The organism is Clostridia bacterium, from assembly GCA_034926675.1.
Classification (GTDB): Bacteria; Bacillota; DTU025; order DTU025; family DTU025; genus JAYFQW01.
This window is the reverse complement of sequence record JAYFQW010000002.1, coordinates 1-18,671: the sequence shown is the minus strand read 5'-3', so window position 1 is coordinate 18,671 and position 18,671 is coordinate 1. Positions and strand designations below refer to the sequence as shown.

17 protein-coding genes are annotated in these 18,671 nt (G+C 57.5%); 15 read left to right on the top strand and 2 right to left on the bottom strand.

Annotation, left to right across the window (positions count from 1 at the left end; all coding sequences use genetic code 11):
* Positions 1 to 18 precede the first annotated feature (18 nt).
* Positions 19 to 228: a hypothetical protein gene (locus VB144_01245; GenBank protein ID MEA4882280.1), complete on the bottom strand. Its 210-nt coding sequence runs from the start codon at positions 226 to 228 to the stop codon at positions 19 to 21.
* 889 nt (positions 229 to 1,117) lie between these two features.
* On the opposite strand from VB144_01245, the gene VB144_01240 reads away from it, so the two are divergent.
* From VB144_01240 to VB144_01170, 15 genes are all read left to right on the top strand, one after another.
* Complete coding sequence (locus VB144_01240; GenBank protein ID MEA4882279.1) at positions 1,118 to 1,267, top strand: hypothetical protein; 150 nt, start codon at positions 1,118 to 1,120, stop codon at positions 1,265 to 1,267.
* A 618-nt stretch (positions 1,268 to 1,885) separates the two neighbouring features.
* Entirely contained in the window at positions 1,886 to 2,617 is a 732-nt protein-coding gene (locus tag VB144_01235) for a GntR family transcriptional regulator (protein MEA4882278.1), read from the top strand.
* A gap of 129 nt (positions 2,618 to 2,746) precedes the next feature.
* Positions 2,747 to 3,940, top strand: coding sequence for a family 10 glycosylhydrolase (locus VB144_01230; protein ID MEA4882277.1), 1,194 nt, complete (start codon positions 2,747 to 2,749; stop codon positions 3,938 to 3,940).
* A gap of 31 nt (positions 3,941 to 3,971) precedes the next feature.
* Positions 3,972 to 5,468, top strand: a complete 1,497-nt coding sequence (locus VB144_01225) for an FGGY family carbohydrate kinase (GenBank protein ID MEA4882276.1) — start codon at positions 3,972 to 3,974, stop codon at positions 5,466 to 5,468.
* 40 nt (positions 5,469 to 5,508) lie between these two features.
* Positions 5,509 to 6,498 carry a zinc-binding dehydrogenase gene (locus tag VB144_01220; GenBank protein ID MEA4882275.1) on the top strand — a complete coding sequence of 330 codons (990 nt, stop codon included), beginning with the start codon at positions 5,509 to 5,511 and terminating at the stop codon, positions 6,496 to 6,498.
* Between the two features lie 34 nt (positions 6,499 to 6,532).
* A complete protein-coding gene (locus tag VB144_01215) occupies positions 6,533 to 7,333 on the top strand; it encodes a hypothetical protein (protein MEA4882274.1) in 801 nt (266 codons plus the stop codon).
* A 33-nt stretch (positions 7,334 to 7,366) separates the two neighbouring features.
* Positions 7,367 to 8,170, top strand: coding sequence for an electron transfer flavoprotein subunit beta/FixA family protein (locus tag VB144_01210; protein ID MEA4882273.1), 804 nt, complete (start codon positions 7,367 to 7,369; stop codon positions 8,168 to 8,170).
* Positions 8,171 to 8,200: 30 nt separating this feature from the next.
* Positions 8,201 to 9,220: an electron transfer flavoprotein subunit alpha/FixB family protein gene (locus VB144_01205; GenBank protein ID MEA4882272.1), complete on the top strand. Its 1,020-nt coding sequence runs from the start codon at positions 8,201 to 8,203 to the stop codon at positions 9,218 to 9,220.
* 6 nt (positions 9,221 to 9,226) lie between these two features.
* Positions 9,227 to 10,645, top strand: coding sequence for an FAD-linked oxidase C-terminal domain-containing protein (locus tag VB144_01200; GenBank protein MEA4882271.1), 1,419 nt, complete (start codon positions 9,227 to 9,229; stop codon positions 10,643 to 10,645).
* A 46-nt stretch (positions 10,646 to 10,691) separates the two neighbouring features.
* Complete coding sequence (locus tag VB144_01195; protein MEA4882270.1) at positions 10,692 to 11,882, top strand: M20 family metallopeptidase; 1,191 nt, start codon at positions 10,692 to 10,694, stop codon at positions 11,880 to 11,882.
* Between the two features lie 111 nt (positions 11,883 to 11,993).
* The gene (locus tag VB144_01190; GenBank protein ID MEA4882269.1) at positions 11,994 to 12,737 is read left to right on the top strand and encodes a FadR/GntR family transcriptional regulator; all 744 of its coding nucleotides are present in this window, start codon (positions 11,994 to 11,996) and stop codon (positions 12,735 to 12,737) included.
* A gap of 94 nt (positions 12,738 to 12,831) precedes the next feature.
* Positions 12,832 to 14,085, top strand: coding sequence for a sugar ABC transporter substrate-binding protein (locus VB144_01185; GenBank protein ID MEA4882268.1), 1,254 nt, complete (start codon positions 12,832 to 12,834; stop codon positions 14,083 to 14,085).
* A 97-nt stretch (positions 14,086 to 14,182) separates the two neighbouring features.
* Positions 14,183 to 15,085, top strand: coding sequence for a sugar ABC transporter permease (locus VB144_01180; protein MEA4882267.1), 903 nt, complete (start codon positions 14,183 to 14,185; stop codon positions 15,083 to 15,085).
* Positions 15,086 to 15,092: 7 nt separating this feature from the next.
* On the top strand, positions 15,093 to 15,917 hold the full coding sequence (locus VB144_01175; GenBank protein ID MEA4882266.1) for a carbohydrate ABC transporter permease: 825 nt from the start codon (positions 15,093 to 15,095) through the stop codon (positions 15,915 to 15,917).
* Between the two features lie 66 nt (positions 15,918 to 15,983).
* Positions 15,984 to 17,852: an aldehyde ferredoxin oxidoreductase family protein gene (locus VB144_01170; protein MEA4882265.1), complete on the top strand. Its 1,869-nt coding sequence runs from the start codon at positions 15,984 to 15,986 to the stop codon at positions 17,850 to 17,852.
* Positions 17,853 to 17,882: 30 nt separating this feature from the next.
* On the opposite strand, the gene VB144_01165 is transcribed toward VB144_01170, so the two are convergent.
* A partial coding sequence (locus VB144_01165; GenBank protein MEA4882264.1) for a sigma 54-interacting transcriptional regulator occupies positions 17,883 to 18,671 on the bottom strand: 789 nt, incomplete at its 5' end.

The window sequence follows — 18,671 nt, the reverse complement described above, 5'->3', positions numbered from 1 at the left end:
TCTATCAAGACCTTGCTCTCATCGCGAAGATGTCAGAGGACACCTGCTCTTCAGACTTGGCCTCACCGGCAGTATCAGTGTGCTATGCCCATCCCGCCTGGCAAGCGAGATTATCTCCAGAATGATAGACGAACTGAGTCCTCGGCCTCTGTACGCAGGGATGACCACAACCTGCAGGCCGCCGAGAAAGCCCTTAGTGACATCATCCTCGGCTCTTACGTTGAGCATACAATAATCACGCCAAGAGTACAAGGAAGCAATCTCCATTTGCAGGCCTGCCAATCGGCTGGAAAAACCTTCAATCCTGTGCCGCCAGGGTGCTGAATATGGGTTTGAACTTACGTCGAATGTGACTTGCTTTGCGGGGATATGCTGCAGAACGCACAGGTCAGGTTGTTCTTGGCATTCGTGGCGAATGCGATTAGCCTGTTGCCTGAGGCAGTGTAGCGCTGTAGATGAAACCGAATGGAGAAGACTCTCTCTCTCTCTCTTTCCTTCAGTGCAACCTGTGCCATGCGATGTCGGTGTAGGCCTAGTTCACATCGAAGTGTGAGTCGTATGGGGCGGCAGTACGGATTTCGTACCGGGAACGCTGAGTACCTGTACGGATTTCGTACAACGCCAAAGGCGAAACCGGCGGATGGCCTTCGAAGCGCGAACTATTCCACCAATAAGAGCACCAAATACCAACAGCAGGAGGCATGAATTACAGAATTTGGGATGAAACGAGCACTCTTGGGTCCCGCTGGCGGCGGACTAGACCAAGCGCTGTACGGAATCCGTACAGGTTGCGCGGCGAACCAGTACGGATTCCGTACAGTACGTACAGTACTCACGGTACGCACAAAACTACCGCCTCGAACCGCAGAGAGTGAGCTCGGAGGCCCCAAACTCAGGGAGCGGCGTGGATGAGGGAGCTGAATACTGGCTTTGGCCGCATTCAGCTCCCCGCGAGGCGCCCGGCAGGAGCAATCCGACCGACGCAGAATGTGCTCCTACGGCAACCATCATGGAAGTGCCTTTCGCTATACAGGTTCTCAAGCTGACCGCATTATCGCTTGCGCTGTTTGGCAAACGGGTAGTGTAGGCCTCTGACACAGCAGATCGGGGATTCTGCATGCCTAGGCGACTCCTTGCTGCCCAGATGCTTGCTGCTGGAGCGATGAGGGACGATCTTGTGAACAAGGATAGGTCCGGGGACACCAGGGCGAGGGCGCTGAAAGGCATGGCGAAGGCGATTGCGTCCGCCGTTGTCGTTGGCGTCTGATGGGAGTATGGTAGGATAGCGGCAGCCTGTGGGTGTTCTCGCAGGTCCGCCAGGAAACCGCCGGGAATTCCCTAGGTTGCTCCCAGGGCAGTCCTTCCGGACCCAGCAGCGTCTAGGACTACTGGGCGCTAGAGCAAGGGCCTCCGCAGGGGCTTTCGGTTATTCGGAAGTGCTCAGCGCCAGCGTACACGCTCTTCGAGACATTGCGCACTCGTTCTTCCTGATCCCATCAGGGTCGAAGCCCCACCACCAACAGATCGCAGGGGGATTCACTCCTATGACATCCCTGTCATTCCTCCCTTTGATATCGTTTTCGTCTCCGCGGAGATGATGCGGCTCTAGCTTAATTCTTGATGCCTTTGATTGTCTCTGAGTAGAAAGATGCCGAGATGTCGAGTACAATCACACCGATTCGGTGTGTCAATATCGTTCTCCGTGAGGACATCGTGCAGTTCCTGGATCTCCACACCGAGGACTCAGTGAGGGGCGTCAGGAGTGGAAATGGCTGCAAAATCGCATGTCCGCAGAAAATATTCGTGGTCAGCAGGATATTGTCATTACAGAGCGAAATGGTATTACGTAATACCTTTCGCTCCAAAAGTGAAAGGGTGGTCTAAGGTGAGAACTCTAGAGCCAGTCGGAAGTGGGCAATCGGTCCCATCGCGCGCATACGAGCGGATAATGGAGTACATCGCCGAAGGCGATATCGTCGGCGGGAAACTCCCTCCGGAAACAGTCCTGGCCGAGCAACTCGCAGTGAGTCGGACTGCTCTTCGAGAGGCGCTTCAGCGCTTGGAATCCGAAGGCTACATTGTGAGACGGCGTAGAGTGGGCACTATTGTTCTGGCCAACCGGCTCAAGCTGGACGCTGGGCTCGAGAGGCTGAACTCGGTTACTCAGATTGTACAGGGCGCCGGCATGACGCCGGGGACGGCGTTTCGGGATTGGCGGTGCGAGACCGCAAACAGCCTGATAGCCCAGAGACTTGGCATTGCCATTGGAGACCAAGTTTCCGTCATTGAGCGCGTCCGTACTGCCAATGGAATTCGTTTCTGTTACGACATCAACTTCATACCCGCCAAGTACATCACCGAACAGGATGAGGACAGCATCGGCGAGTCACTGCTGAACTACTTGTCGGAGAGGCACGGCCAGATACGCCAGGCGTTGGCCTACTTGTACCCATACACCGCTGATGCCATAGTCAGCGAGAAACTCGGAGTCCCTGTGGGGCATCTACTGATGCTCCTTGAGCATACCCACTACACTCCTGAAGGGTGTCCTATGTGGTACTCCAGGACGTTCCACCGGAGTGACGTGATCAGCTTCCATATCATTAGATCGCTCTAGGCGGATTGAGGGTGCTCCAAGACGTTCAGGTAGAGCCGCAAAGGGGTGAGCGACCAAGACGGAAAACGTCGCAGAAGATTATGCGGATGCGCAGTGCACCAGACTACTGTGGAAGGGGATGGCAACGAAATGGCAATCAGAGAAGGACGCGCTCTCTGGGTGGAATCGCAGCAGGATGGGATTCTGAGCGGGCACTATGGCCCCGAAGACGTAAAGCAGATCGTTGACAATGCAAAGAGCCTCGGAGCTAACATGCTCCTCTGGCTTGTAAAGGCGCGCATGGCCGACGCAGCGCCGGCTCTGTGGTATCCGAGCGAGATAGGTTTGAGCCATGAGCACTGCTACGAATACGACAGCTTCGGAGACGTAGTCAGGATGGCGCATGAGGCCGGGATTGAGGTTCATGCCTACTTCTCCGTGTTCACCGAGGGTGACATAGAGGCGGAAGCCGTAAAGGGCAAGAAACCCCCGCTGGCTGAGCATCCTGAATGGGCCGTTGTGGATAGATTGGGCAAACGCAGCGAATTCGTGTGCGCAAGCCACGTAGGGTACCGCGAATACCTTGGTTCGCTGGTTAAAGAGGTCCTTGAGAAGTACCCGGTGGACGGAATCAATCTCGACTTCATCCGCTATCCGCGTTCGGCTTGTTTCTGCGACAACTGCCAGAAGAACATCAGGGAGCGCTACGGCTTCACCCTCGATCAGGTAGTGGACCTGCTCACGGCCAAGGGTTTCGACTCGCTCAACTACGAAGATCTTGGGGCAGCCCTCGACAGGGCTGGCGCAGTGATCAACTACTACAACCAGAACGTGCACGACACAGTGGAATACATTCATGGCATCGTCAAAGGCCATTCGCCCAAGGCCAAACTGTCGGCGGCGGTGTTCCCGAATCCGAGGACGGCCCCGAGCCAGGTGTACTGCGACTGGATAGGGTTCTCGAAGTTCTTGGACTTCGTATGCCCCATGGTCTACTGGTACTCGCCTGAGTACTACAAACAGACCGTTGGCAGACTCCAGAGCGCCATGCGCGAAGGAACCAAGCTGTATCCAGGCATATCCGCACTTGGCGTGCCGCATCCGTTGGCAGGTGAGAACTGCAACTTCCTGCCGGGAGCTCCGGATATGAAGTATGTGGCGGAACTCGTTGACATGGCCCGCGAGGCAGGCGCTCCGGGAGTCGCCATATTCCAATACGGAACGATATTCGGTCTGCAGCCGGGCGCCTACACCGGGGTGAAATGGGGGACTCCGGTGGCTGGCGATGTCGGGCTGCTGCGTGATAGGTTCGCCGAGCCGGCCATACCGGCGCACGCCGACTAGGCGACACTATCTGGTTTGGAGGATGGAAGACGTGCTTCTGGTCGGGGTAGACATAGGCACATCGTCGACTAAAGGCGTTCTGGTCGACAAGTCGGGGCAGATAATCGCATCACACACTGTACCTCACGCGGTCGCCAGACCAAACCCCGCGTGGGCGGAGCAAGACGCTGACCAAGTATGGTGGGGAGACTTCGTTGAGATCGCGCGCGCTCTCATGTCGCAGGCGCCGGCAGGCTCGAAAGTAGCAAGCATCGGAGTGAGCGGCACATGCCCTACGCTGGTGCCGGTAGGCCATGATGGAAGGCCGCTTCGTCGAGGCATTCTATACAGCATCGACCGTCGCGCACTTGCAGAAATCGACGAGATCGTGTCCGACGTCGGCGAACATGAGATTGTGGCGCGCAGTGGAAATGTTCTCTCCACACAGTGTATTGCTCCCAAGCTGTTATGGCTGAAACGGCACGAACCTGAGGTGTATGAGAATACGCAATGGGTCCTCGGTACGACGAGTTACGTTGTATGGCGTTTGACCGGGGAAGCGTGCTGGGACCATTTCTGCGCCGGCGATGGCGGCTATGGATACCAACTCAGTGATTGCAGATGGGATATCGATGCCCTCAATAGGATGGGCATCGATCCCTCCATCCTCCCTCCTCTTAGGTGGGCAACCGATGTAGTAGGCACTATACACAGCGAGGCGGCCCGCGAGACGGGCCTGCCGGAAGGAACACCGGTCATTGCGGGCACGGGCGATGCCGCGGCCGAAATGGTCGGCACAGGCGTAATAGATGAAGGATCACTCGCGTTGCTCTACGGCTCCACTCTGGCAACTATGTCTCCTGTGTCGAAGATGTGGGTTCACCCTGGGTTCATCCTCACTCCGGGCCTCTTGCCAGGGAGTTACCTGGTAAGCAGCGTGCTCGGGACGGGGTCCGCCTTGATCGAATGGATCCGCGGAGTGCTGGCGTGGGACGGATCTACGCCGGACCACGCTACCCTGGAGGGTGAGGCGATCCGCGCGCCTGCGGGCAGCGATGGACTGGTGTTCATCCCCTACCTCACCGGGCAGAGAAGCCCCGAGGTCCGTCCGGACATGTCAGGGGCTCTGCTGGGGCTCAACCAGGGCCACTCCCTTGGTCACGTGTACCGCGCAGCCCTTGAGGGAGTGGCGTTCGCGCTTCGATCGTCTTTGGCCGAGCTATCCCGCGAAGGGCTTCTCAACAAATACGAGATAAGGGCGGCGGGCGGCGGAAGCCAGAGCGAGCTTTGGACGCAGATCGTCACAGATGTGTGCCGCCATGCCCAGAGGCTCACTTCGGGCTCGGTGAGAGCCCCCATAGGCTCGGCATTTCTGGCCGGGCGGGCTGTGGGCATTGTTGACGCTCGCGATCTCCGGGAGAGATGGGTCGGTTTTCGGAGCATCGTGAGTGTGCGTGAGGACTATGCGAACGCGTACGATCATCACTATGACCGCTTCATGAGATATGTAAGTCTGCTCGCGGGGAATGCACAGACGCCAAAACAGTAGGTTAAGTAATAACAGATGCTGCTAGGAGGGTGTTCTGGACGTGAGTTTGCCATCAACGATGAAGGAAGCGAAACTGTTCGGAATCGGAGATCTTCGCATAGTTGAGTCACCCGTTCCGACCATCGAACCCGATGAGGCACTGGTCCGGGTGCGTGCTTGCGGGATATGCCCAACAGAGATGCGGAAGTTCTCTGTGCCAAACTACAAGCCGATTCCTTTCCCTGTGAATCCGGGGCATGAATGGACAGGCGACGTGGTGGCCGTGGGGTCGAAGGTCAAGCGGTTTGAGGCCGGTTGGCGCGTTGTGGCTGAGGGAGAGGGCGGATACGCCGAGTATGCGAAGATCTCTGCATCCAACCTGCAATACTCCTATCGTCTGCCCGACAATGTCAGCTATGAAGAGGGCACGTTCGTGGAACCCCTGTCAGACTGCATACACGCCGTCAGGGAGCGCGCAAACGTTATCGCGGGCGACCGAGTTGTAGTTGTGGGCGCGGGTCCGATGGGTTTGGGAATCACGGCAGCCGCCGCGCGATCGGGCGCCAATGTCATGGCTGTAGAGCCAATTCCCGAAAGACGCGCCTTAGCCTTGGAGTTCGGCGCTGAAGCAGCAATCGATCCGAATGCGGCATCAGTGGAAGAAGCCGTGCTCGAGTGGACCAGTGGTCGGAGAGCCAACGTATGCATGGCGACTGTTGGGATCAGCCAGGTCATGGAATCATGCATGACGCTTGTCGGCGAACGCGGCCGCGTGGTGCTCTTCGGCGGCGGCGGTGCGGGGCAGGCCATCACCATAGATCCCAACTGGATTCACTACAACGAGATATCGATAATCGGAAGCGAATGGATCGGGGTGGGCGGCAAGGAAGAGAAGGACCTGTATCGCATATCCACGGAGTGGATAGCAGACGGCAAGGCGCCTGTGCGGCGCTTGATCTCGCATCGTTTTCCGCTCACCGAAATACATGATGCTTACAATACGATTAAGGCCGGCGGCACTCTGAAGGTCATTCTGCTGACCGACAGGTAGACGCTGTGCACATATGGAGAGGGGGCGCCGGCGGATGAATACTGGAGTCCAGATCCGCATGAGCAGGCTATTCAACGCCGTCACAGGGAAATCGGTCATAGTCGCGGTCGATCACGGAATCGAGGGCGTTCCGCGCGGGCTTGAGGATCCGCGGCAGAAGGTTCAAGCACTGATCGAGTCAGGAGTAGATGCGCTGCTGCTCAACCCAGGGCTGTTCGAACGGGTATGTGGGCTCTGGGAACGCCGGAACGCCCCTGGAGTCGTGCTGGCTGCTGACTACTTCATGGGTAGCACTGTCCCCGGCCGGAAGGCGGAGACAGAAGACTACCGGAAGATCCTTGAGGTAGAGGACGCTGTTCGACTTGGAGCGGACGCCGTAAAGATGGTTCTGGTCTTCGGCCAGCGCGAACTGGATCTGTATGCCTACAATCTTGAGATCGTTGCAGCCTCGATACAGGAGGCGCACAGGCTTGGCATGCCTGTCATGCTTGAAACGGTCCTATGGGGCATGACCTCCACCCGGGAGGAGATGGCCAGCGTAGACGTACTACGGCACATGATGCGAATCGCCGTCGAACTGGGCGCCGACATTCTCAAGGCCCCGCTCGTTGGGACTGACGACGAGTTCGCGGAGGTCGTACGCTGGTCGCCTGTGCCGGTCACAGTTCTTGGAGGACAGACTCGACCCGAGTTTGACAGTGTAGTTGAAGGCGCCAGACGCTCAGCGAACCTTGGCGCGCGCGGCATAGTCTTCGGGAGGAACGTATGGCAACGTCCGGATCTCGAGGCTGCTGTGCATGCTCTGCAAACAGCAGTCCACGGCTCCGAGCACTGATGACGGAGAACACTGAAGAGGCGCGTGGTCAATATGAATCTATTCGTACTGCTTAAGCAGGTGCCCGGCACCTCCAACGTCAAGATGGACGAGAAGACCGGGACCATGGTAAGAACCGATCATGAAAACGTCATCAACCCGCTAGACGAGAATGCCCTTGAGGCGGCGCTTGAGTTGAAGAGGTCGATCGATGGCTCAAAGATCACGGTTCTGAGCATGGGACCTCCTCCGGCGTCCCGGGCCCTCAGAGAGGCCATAGCCATGGGGGCCGATGAGGCGCATCTCCTGTGTCACCGGGGATTCGCCGGATCCGACACCCTGGCCACAGCGCGAGCGCTGGCGCTGGCGATAGAGCACGTGGCAGGCAGGAAGCTGGGCCCGAGCGACCTCGTCCTTTGCGGAGAGAGGGCGACTGACGGCGAAACCGGGCAGGTTGGTCCTATGATCTCTGCCATGTTGGATATAGCGGTTGCCACCTATGTGAGGGGGATTCGGGTCAAGGAGGGCCATGCGGTCGTTGAACGGGTGGTCGAAGAGGGCTTCGAGCGTGTTAGGATCCCGCTGCCTGCCCTCGTCACGGTAGTGAAGGACATGAACGAGCCCGGCTTTCCCACGCTTTCAGGGAAGCTTGCCGCCAGGACCGCTCCGATTCCGCTGCTGACCCCTGATGATCTGGGGTTGACCCAAGACATAGTTGGCCTTTCGGGGTCGCCCACTCGCGTAGTACAGGTCTTCAGGCCGAAATTCACGCGTGATACTGTCCTTCGCCAGCAGGACTCGGGAGGCGCCGCTGTGGGCTTGCTTGTCGATCTGCTGATAGAGAAAGAAGTCATCTAGTCCTTGCGTTTCCCGAAAGAGGGTGAGTCCGTGGATTACTCAGGTGTGTTAGTCGTAGGTGAGCAAAGAGGCGAATCAGTGCATTCTGTGACATACGAACTCCTGGCAAGGGGGCGGACGCTCGCCGACAAGTTGGGAGTCAGCCTCGCGTGCGTGGTCATTGGTCATCGCCTCGAGGCATCTGGGCGTGAGATAGTAGAACGAGGCGCCGACGTCGTCTATCTGGTGGATGATCCCAGCCTCGAGTGGTTCATTCCCAGGCGTTACTCGGCCGAACTGGCGGCTCTGATCGGTCAGATTCGCCCAGAGATCGTTCTGGCTGCTGCCACCACTGCCGGCAGGACTCTGATGCCGCATGTCGCCGCGAAACTCGGCACGGGGCTGACGGCAGACTGCACTGGGCTTGACATAGACGACAAGGAAAGACTGCTCCTGCAAACTAGGCCTGCCATAGGCGGAAATGTCATGGCGACAATCAAGACGCCTTCTGCAAGACCCCAGATGGCGACGGTCAGGCCGAAATCGGCGAGGCCCCTTCCCCGGGATCTCGGGCGACACGGCGATATTGTGGTCAGAACGGCTGTATGCGATAATGCGCAGTTTGCTGGAGAGCGTCTCTTGGAATTCGTCCGCGACACATCGCAGGATGTGAGCGTGCAAGACGCGGAGATTGTCGTGGCGGGCGGCAAGGGCCTGAAGAACCGCGACAGCTTCAAGCTGGTGGAGGAGCTCGCCGGGTTGCTCGGCGCGGCCGTTGGCGCGACGCGGGACGCGGTGGACCTGGGATGGATCGGGTACCCGCACCAGATAGGGCTGAGCGGCAAGACGGTGTCGCCGCGCCTTTATGTGGCGATCGGACTATCCGGCGCCATACAGCATCTTGCCGGTATGCAAACGTCAGAAACCATCGTAGCGATCAACAAAGACAAAGACGCCCAGATCTTCAAGGTTGCCGATTACGGCATCGTAGGAGATCTCTTCGATGTGGCGCCTGAGCTGATTGACAAGATCAAGCACGCGAAGAATGAGCGTCTGTCCGGAGCGAGGTGAAAAACGATGGGACGATATGCAGCTGTAACAAGGAAGATAGTCGACGAACTCGTGCAGATTCTGGACCCTGCTCGAGTGATGACGGACCCGGAGAAACTCGCTCCGTATGCCCACGACGAGGTGTCGGAAGCAGCATACGTGCGCATGCCCGATGTTGTGGTCAAGCCGAACACAACGGCCGAGGTTTCCGAGATCATGCGACTGGCCAACAGAGAGACGATACCGGTTACCCCGAGAGGAGCAGGGACGGGGCTATCGGCAGGGTGTGTGCCGATGCACGGGGGCATAGTCCTTTCCCTTGAGAACATGAACCGAGTAATCGAGGTCGACCGGCGAAACCTTTTCATGGTTGTGGAACCCGGCGTGACTACCGGCGAGATTCAGAGGATCGCGCGGGAGCAAGGGTTGCTGTATGCCGGAGACCCGTGTAGCTCAGAGAGCTCGCAGATAGGCGGAAACCTTGCAGAGAACGCCGGCGGCAACAAGGCGGTGAAATACGGCACGACCTCAAAGCACGTGTACGGGCTGGAGGTGGTGTTGCCCACTGGCGAAATCGTAACGGCGGGCGGAAAGTGCGTCAAGGATGTTACAGGTTATGATCTGGTGCATCTGTTTGTGGGGTCGGAGGGAACGCTCGGCGTGATCACAAAGGCCTGGCTCAAGCTCCTCCCACTGCCCAAGTTCCGAGTGGATCTCTTGGCCCCGTTCGACGACATGCAGAAGGCCATTGAAGTGGCGCCGAGGGTGATGACCGAGAGCGGGATTGTCCCCACGGCAGTGGAGTTCATGGACAGCTTGTCCATTAAAGCGGCCGAGCTGTACCTCAATTCGTCTCTTCCGCACAGCGATGCCGCCGCCTACCTTATAGTCGAACTCGAAGGCAGCAGCGAGCAGCAGATTGAAGCCGAATACGAGGCAATTGGCAACATGTGCATGCAGTGCGGAGCGCTCGAGGTGTATGTGGCGGACAACCTTGCCACGCAGGACCGCATATGGAAGGCGCGCAAGTGCGTTGCAGAGGCTCTCCGCGTGGTCAGCCCGGTCTACTGCATGGAGGACATCACCGTCCCGATTTCGGAGATACCCCAACTGCTTTCAATAATCTCCCGCATAGCGGAGGAATGTGACGTCAAAATCCCAGCTTTCGGGCACGCCGGAGATGGGAACATCCATGCGACTCTCCTGAGGGAGGGGATGGACGATGCGACCTGGGAGGCCACTAAAGAAAAGGCGCTTCATGAGATGTACAGTGCGACCTACCGACATGGCGGAAACCTGTCGGGCGAGCACGGGATAGGCGCGAAGCGGCTGAAGCCGCTGGAACGCTTCGTAGACCAGGCCCAGATACAGGTGCTGAAGTCCATCAAGACAGCACTGGATCCGAACCTGATCCTCAACCCCGGCAAGATTGTGCATATCAACTGAGCTGGGTGCGAGGCAGATCATGCTTTGAGAATGGAGTCACATGAAGATGCGCGAGACCGGGGACATTCTCGACAGAGCCATTGCCATGCGAGAAGCCATGGTTACAGCGAGGCGGGCCATACACCGCCATCCTGAACTGGGGTTTGAGGAGCGCGCGACCGCCCGGTTGATAGCGGACAGGCTTCGAGATCTCGGGTTCGAGGTCAGAACCGGAGTGGGTGGAACAGGCGTGTTGGCGATCTTGAGAGGCGCCGAGCTTGGTCCGGTCGTGGGGCTGCGGGCTGACATGGACGCCCTGCCGGTTTCCGAGGAGACTGGCCTGCCATACTCGTCCGAACGTCCGGGCTTGATGCATGCGTGCGCCCATGACATGCATTGTGCGGTTTTGCTGGGTGTAGCTGCACTTCTCAAAGAAAACGTCTCCAAGCTGCCCGGGACAGTAGTCTTCATGTTTCAGCCTGCAGAGGAGACAGATGGCGGGGCAAGGGCTTTCATCGATGCGGGCGTACTCACTGAGCACGAGCCTGATGCGGTGTTCGGGATGCACATGTGGCCTGATCTCGAGGTGGGCAAGGTCGGAATCGGCATAGGCCCCGTCATGGCGTCGCTCGATAGTTTCGATATTGAGCTCGCTGGTGTTACGGCGCATGGCGCGATGCCTCATCAGGGGCGTGATGCCATTCTGGCAGCGTCGGCGGTGGTAATCGGCTTGCAGCAGATTGCTTCGAGGAATGTAGACCCGATGGAAGCGGCGGTAGTCACGGTGGGCACATTGCACTCAGGCGAAGCGCGGAACATCATCGCCGACCGAGCCGTTCTCACCGGGACCGTCCGCACGCTCGGAGAGCCAGTCAGAGAGCTTGTGGCGGCGCGGATTGAAAAAGTAGCAGCGATGTGCTCAGGAGCGTACGGCGTGGAGTCGACGCTGAGATATGACCGACTCCTCCCCACGCTCGTAAATGATGAGCGGATGTGCCGGATTGCTGCGAGTTCAGCTCAGGGAGTGCTCGGACCCGAGTGCATCGAACACATGACGCCTAGTATGGCTGCTGACGATTTCTCTCTATACGCCGAGAGAGTGCCCGGATGCTATCTGTTCTTTGGGTGCCGAGCAGCGGGCGACGCGGCTTACCCACTTCACAATGGACACTTTTCCCCGTCTGAGGATGCACTGCCTATTGCATGCGCCGTCATGGCGCGACTATGCATGGAGTTCTGCAAGGGACCAGTCGGATGATCAATGAGTCAATTTGATGACGGAGGCAGGACTCGGGTCTGCAGCGTCGAATTGTCTTGGTAGGATAATCAGACCAATTGGCCTCGAGATTGAGAAGGGCAGTGTTCAGAAATGGTGCTGCAGCCCCGGAACCTCTACTCTGAGGTGCTGGAAGGTCTCCGCAAGATGATCGAGAGCGGTGAGATTAGGGAGGGGGAGCGCATCCCCACTGAGCGAGTCCTCGCCGAGAAGTTCGGAGTGAGCCGGACTTGCGTGCGTGAGGCTCTGGGTGCACTCAAACTGAGTGGTGTGATACAGGGACGGCCGGGCGCCGGAACGTATCTTGCCAAGATGAGTCCCGGGGGAATTGCCAGGTCTGACTTGCTCCTAGTGGAAGAGGGAAGCCCATTTGAGATCATGGAGTCCAGGAAGATCATCGAACCGGCCATAGCGTCTCTTGCGGCGCGCAAGGCCACCGCGCAGGACATCGCCAGGCTCGCGTGCGCGATGGAGCGTCTGCACGTGGCATCAGGAGATGCCGAATCACTAACAACGGCCGACAAGCAGTTTCACATATGCATGGCTGAGGCGACACATAACCGGATCCTTATCAAAACGCTCGGGCAGATACTCGACCTGATGCAGAGAATCTACTATCCCGCAGTAGGGATTGTGGGGCCGCAAGATGGCTATTACGATACACACAACGAAGTATTCAGAAACGTCAAGGAGAGAAATTCAAGAGGCGCTGAGAGAGCAATGCGAGCCCACCTGATGGCTGTAGAGATTGACCTGGAGAGCCTATCCGATTTTTCACCACTTCAGACGAGTGGGCAGGCTGAAGCGGTGGATGCCGAGGACCAGAGATGGAGGTGATGCAGGCGCCATACAGCACGACCTGAGCTCTAGGTAAGACAGCGGGACGAATGCATGCAGATCCAAACGACTACTTAGGAGGTGCTCTCGATCGATGAAACGGATAATGTTGGCCACTCTCCTGATAGCTCTGGTCATGGCGCCGCTTGGAGTTGCTCGCGGTGCAGACACGCAGATTCAGTTCCCAAGCTGGATGTGGGGCGAAGCTGGAACCGGCGATTGGTTTAAAGACGGCGTAGCCATTTTCGAATCCCAGAACCCTGGAGTGAAGGTGATCCCCGCTCTCGTTCCAGCGGGTCAGTACGAGGAAAAACTACTCATCGATATGGCAGGTGGAGGCGCCCCTGACCTAGCGCCTGTGTTTACCAACATGATGCCCAAACTGATGCGCCTGGGTTTGCTGGAACCCCTGGATAGCTACCTCGCCAAGGCGAACTGGAAGAACAACCTGCTTCCGGTTCAGAAGGTGGCCCAGTATGAAGGGAAGACGTACGGAGTCGTCCTGACAGCCTCGCCCAACGGCTTGATCTACAACAAGAGACTGCTTGACAAAGCTGGGGTTGCGGTCCCCACCACCCCTGAGGAGATGCTCGCTGCCGCACGGAAAGTGAAGCAGGTTACGGGCGCGTTCGGGTACGGTTTCACTACCAGAACGGCTGATGTCCTTGAGGCATATATCCCGCTCATGCAGTGGGCTATCGGCTTCGGGGGCGATTTCTCCAAGGATGGCGTGCCCACCGCGAACGATCCCAAGACCATACAGGGTCTGTCATTCCTGAAGCGCTTCTTCGATGAAGATCTGACTCCTAAAGGCCTTGATGGCCCAATGCTCCGCAAGATGTTCGTCGAGGAGAAGATCGCCATGCTCATAGACGGGCCATGGGCGATCACGTATGTGAAGGAAGCAGCCCCAGACCTCTACAAGTATATAGGATTCGGCGCTCCGCCAACTCCGACGCATGCTGCGATCACAGGTGGGGCTTTCTACACCATTCCTGTTCGGGCCAAGCACAAGCAGGAGGCGTTTGCGCTCCTCTCCATCTACAACCAGCCCGAATGGCAGAGCAGATGGCTCGAGGATCTGTTGCAGATCCCGGGGCAGAAGGCTGACATAAGCCCTGCTCTTCTCAAAGAGCATCCGTGGATCGCAGGCATGGTGGATGTGGCTGCCAAGTATCCCGCTGGATTCGGCTACTCTGCCCCTGGTTTTGAGGAGTATGCAGGTGAAGTCCAGCGCATGGCAGTGGACGGCATCGCTCGCGTATGGGGCGGGCGGACCACCGTGGAGGCGGCCATGAACGATGTACAGCAGAAAATGGTGAAGTGGGCTGCCACACTGAAACGGTAGCGAGATGACACATGGAGAGGGCGGATCATCCCGCCCTCCCACAATCATCATCAGTCGTAGCTAGTCATAGGTTAGGAGGCCATTCTTGGTGAGCCGAATGCGAAAAGCGTCGCCTAACGCCGCTACAACGGGAATGATATGCTCCAACAGCGCCATGACCAGGGCCTCAGCTGCCCTGATCTTGCCTGCTGCAATAATAATGGGTGCAGTGGTGATCTACCCCATATTGACGACTATGGGGCTGAGCTTGACGGATGCGCCCTTGATTTCGCTTTCACCGCCATCATTCGCAGGGCTGTCCAACTACGCCAACTGGCTGAGCAATCCGGATTTCTGGCACTCACTGTGGATCACTCTTATCTACACGTTTGGAGTAACCATTGGCTCCTACGCGATCGGGTTGATCACTGCCCTGCTGCTGAATATGGAGTTTCCGGGAAGAGCGATACTGAGAGGACTTGTGCTGTTGCCATGGGCCATCCCCGAGGTCGCAGCCGTAATGACGTGGAACTGGATGCTTGATTACCAGTTCGGCGTCGTCAACAGCCTTCTGGGCTCGCAGGTAGGATGGGTTACTGATTCAGCTATGGCGCTCTGGACTGTGACTATGGTGACCATATGGAAGCAGTTTCCGCTGGCCACGGTCGTGTTGCTTGCGGGGCTGCAGGCCATTCCACGGGAACTGTACGAGGCTGCTAATGCGGATGGAGCAAGTAGACTACAGCAGTTTATCCATGTTACTTTGCCGGGGCTCAAACCAGTGAACTCCGTGTTAGTCATGCTGTTGATACTCTATACATTCAAGAGGATCTCCATAATTTATCTTCTCACGGGGGGCGGGCCTGCCCGAGCCACCGAGATACTCCCGGTGAGCACTTATCTGGAGGCCTTCAAGTACTTCCGCCTCGGTTCCGCATCCGCCATCGGCATACTGGCGCTGGCGTTTACCTTCTTGATCACGTTGGTCTATTCAAGGCTTTTCCTGAGAGAGGAGGCTTGAGGGCAGCATGAGGACGCCGAAAGGAAGAATCGCCGTTCTAGTGGTTGCGATAATCGTAGTATTCGCCCTCAACTTTCCGGTATACTGGATGCTCGTGCAGTCAATCACGGGTGAGAGTATGTTCAGCGAGAGACCCAGTCTCCTGCCCAGGGACCCGTCGCTTAAGGCATTCAGGAGGATCTGCGAAGCCAAGCCAATAGGGCAGTGGTTCATCAACACTCTCATTGTTGCAGTGGGCACTGTCGCCCTGTCGATGCCGCTGGCTGCGGGCGCAGCATTCAGCCTTTCACGTTACAAGACAAGGCTCAATTCCATCACTGGACTCGCGATCTTGGGGACTCAGATGCTCTCTGCATCGCTCTTGGCGATACCGATATATGTGCTGTTCAGACGGACCGGGCTCCACGACAAGCTGGGCGGGCTGATAGTTGCAAACACAGCTTTCACGTTGCCGATGAGCATATGGGTACTGAAAGGCTTCTTTGATGGGATTCCCAAGGAGCTGGATCAAGCAGCCATGATAGATGGCTGCACCGTTGGACAGATGATATATCGGGTGATAATGCCGCTTGTGCTCCCGGGAATGGTGGCTGTATCGATATTCGCTTTCATCCTTGCCTGGGACGAGTTCTTCTTTGCGCGCACGCTCGTGAGCAGCCAGGCAAACTGGGTGCTATCGGTGGGCCTGAGTTCCTTCCGAGAGGAGTTCACCATTGAGTGGAGCGACATGATGGCGGCCGCAGTGCTGTTCACCATTCCTCCGATAGTGTTATTCATGTTCATCCAGAAGCACCTGGTCAGCGGGCTTACTGGAGGAGCGGTCAAGGGATAGAGGTTGTGCCAGGAGGTCGACTTACGTATCTACGAGTCCTATGAGAGTGCGAACGGGGGATTAGCTATGCTCGGTGGATACATGGGCAAGACGCTATGGATAGACCTTTCCGCAAGAAAGCTGACAGACCAGTGCCTAGACGATGAGATGTGCCGCAACTATCTCGGTGGGTATGGCATTGGGATGCGCATGATATACGACAATCAGAAGGCTGGCCTGGATCCGCTGGATCCCGACAGCATAGTAGCATTCGGAACCGGACCGTTGACCGGAAGTCCGGCCGTGGTCGGTTCCAGATTCACCGTAATGGGGAAATCGCCGATCTCGCATACTTGGGGAGACGCAAACTCCGGAGGATACTTTGGTCCCGCACTGAAGCGTGCCGGATACGACATGGTGTTCTTTACCGGAGCATCGGATGCTCCGGTGTATCTCTCCATCGATAACGGACGCGTTGAACTCAAGGATGCATCAGAACTCTGGGGAATGACGACATACGAAGCGGATAGCACTCTAAAGGGGCTGTACGGCCGCGACGCTCAGGTAGCCTGTATTGGTCCAGCCGGGGAAAGAGGAAGCCTGATTTCCTGCATCATTCACGACAGAGGCCGGGCTGCCGCACGATCCGGTTTCGGGGCAGTACTCGGCTCGAAAAAGGTCAAGGCCATTGTGGTCCGCGGAGATAAGCCTGTTCCGGTTGCAGACAGCGGAAAGGCCAGCGAGCTGAGGACCAAGTACATGAGACAGATTAGAGTTGAGCATGTGGGCTCGTCGCAGCTCTATATGGTTGGAACGCCTGCCCTGTTTGCGCTGTGCGCATTTGGCGGCGATGCCCCTGTGAAGAATTGGGCTGGAGCCTGTCTGGCTGATTTTGACCAGTCTCAGATCGAGTCATTGCATCAGGACAGCTTCTACAAGTTCAGGACTAAGAAGTACGGTTGCTTCGGTTGCCCGATTGCATGCAGCGGCACGTTCAACATCCCTGAGGGACGTTATGCTGTAGAGGACAGTCATCAACCGGAGTACGAGACGATATCTGCCTTTGGATCCAACTGTATGAACAGCAACCCCGAATCTATCATCAAGGCAAACGACATCTGTAACCGGTACGGACTGGACACGATTGGGACTGGATCGATGGTGGCGTTTGCCATGGAGGCATACGAAAAGGGCCTCATCAGCGCGGAGGATGCCGGAGGCCTTGACCTATCATGGGGCAACCCCGACGCTGTTGTGAAACTCACAGAGGACATTGCGCTGGGCCGCGGACTGGGTGAAGTCCTGTCTATGGGACCTGAGAGGGCAGCGAAGGCCATAGGCAAGGGCGCCGAGTCATTTGCGATTCACGTGCAAGGCGAGGCAATAGCCATGCATGACCCGAGATACGAGCCCGCTATGAGCGTCATATACCGGATGTTTCCCGGCAAGCACATACAGGCGTCTCAGTTCTGCAAACCGCCCGCCTTTGATGATGAGATCCCCGGCTATGGGGCCGACCGCGAGCGCCAAGCAGGTAGAGGCGCCCAGCTCAAGTCTCTTGAATGCCTCTGCAACGTGGCCAACTGCGCGGGTGTATGCCTGTTCGGATACCTCTCCACCAACGTGGATTGCGTGCCTGAGTTCCTATCTGCCGTCACAGGGATGGCGACGGGAGTGCCGGAAGCGATTGAGATCGGTGAGCGTATCTCGAACATGAGGCAAGCCTTCAATGTCCGTGAAGGAGTGAACCTGGTAAAAACGCATTTCCCGCCACGGATCCTTGGAACCCCTCCGCTGGAGGGAGGCCCCACGGCCGGATTCTCGGTCGACTCAGACTTGATCCTGTCCGAGTATCTCGATGCCATGCGTTGGTCGCATGAAGACGGGCGCCCGTCGAAGGAGAGGCTCTCGGAGCTGGGCATGGAAGACGTTGCTCAGGATCTCTACGCGAGCTGAGGAGCTGCGGGCGCGGGCCGCGGATGATATCTAGGCCAGACTGTACTTGGCAAGCTTTCTGTACAGTGTAGTCACATGTATTCCGAGTTCCCGGGCTGCCTTCTCCTTGGCGTGCGGTTCGCCCTCGTGGTGCTGGAGCGCTTCGAGTATCGCCTTGCGTTCCAGCTCTTCCAGGCCTTGTGAGTCGCCGACGGCGCCTTGTCGCGGTGTGTTGCTGATGACCCATACTCTCTGCGGAAGGCTGGTTGTTTGCACTGTAGATTCAGACTCGATGTTCACTGCGTACTCCACGCTGTTGGATAGTTCGCGGACGTTGCCCGGCCACTCATATGCTAACATGCATCGGAGTGCTTCGTCACTGAAGGCGGTTATGCGCTTGTCTGTGGTGCGGCAATGCTTGTCTAGAAAGAACCGCGCCAGCATTGGGATGTCCTCTCTACGTTCTCTCAGAGGAGGCATCCAAATTGGGACGACGTTAAGCCTATAGAACAGGTCTTTGCGAAACTCGCGACTCTCTACCATTGCGTCTAGGTCTCTGTTGGTTGCCCCGACTATGCGGACATCTATGGGCCGCGACTCGACGCTTCCCACCGGTTCTATCATTCTGTCCTCAAGCGCGCGCAGCAATTTCCCCTGCAAGTGGAGGGGCATGTCGCCGATCTCGTCCAGAAACAGCGTGCCGTTGTCTGCAAGTTCAAACCGGCCTAGCTTGCCTTTCTTGCGCGCTCCTGTGAAGGCGCCCTCCTCGTACCCGAACAGCTCGCTTTCGAGCAGCGTGTCAGGAATGGCGCTGCAGTTGACTACGACGAACGGGCCGTC

Bases quoted from the DNA above. Each gene is read 5' to 3' on its own strand.
- VB144_01230 (MEA4882277.1), top strand. From the start codon at position 2,747: ATGGCAATCAGAGAAGGACGCGCTCTCTGGGTGGAATCGCAGCAGGAT.
- VB144_01200 (MEA4882271.1), top strand. From the start codon at position 9,227: ATGGGACGATATGCAGCTGTAACAAGGAAGATAGTCGACGAACTCGTG.
- VB144_01245 (MEA4882280.1), bottom strand. From the start codon at position 228: ATGCTCAACGTAAGAGCCGAGGATGATGTCACTAAGGGCTTTCTCGGC.
- VB144_01175 (MEA4882266.1), top strand. From the start codon at position 15,093: ATGAGGACGCCGAAAGGAAGAATCGCCGTTCTAGTGGTTGCGATAATC.
- VB144_01210 (MEA4882273.1), top strand. From the start codon at position 7,367: ATGAATCTATTCGTACTGCTTAAGCAGGTGCCCGGCACCTCCAACGTC.
- VB144_01180 (MEA4882267.1), top strand. From the start codon at position 14,183: ATGCGAAAAGCGTCGCCTAACGCCGCTACAACGGGAATGATATGCTCC.
- VB144_01185 (MEA4882268.1), top strand. From the start codon at position 12,832: ATGAAACGGATAATGTTGGCCACTCTCCTGATAGCTCTGGTCATGGCG.
- VB144_01240 (MEA4882279.1), top strand. From the start codon at position 1,118: ATGCCTAGGCGACTCCTTGCTGCCCAGATGCTTGCTGCTGGAGCGATG.
- VB144_01190 (MEA4882269.1), top strand. From the start codon at position 11,994: ATGGTGCTGCAGCCCCGGAACCTCTACTCTGAGGTGCTGGAAGGTCTC.
- VB144_01195 (MEA4882270.1), top strand. From the start codon at position 10,692: ATGCGCGAGACCGGGGACATTCTCGACAGAGCCATTGCCATGCGAGAA.
- VB144_01170 (MEA4882265.1), top strand. From the start codon at position 15,984: ATGCTCGGTGGATACATGGGCAAGACGCTATGGATAGACCTTTCCGCA.
- VB144_01215 (MEA4882274.1), top strand. From the start codon at position 6,533: ATGAATACTGGAGTCCAGATCCGCATGAGCAGGCTATTCAACGCCGTC.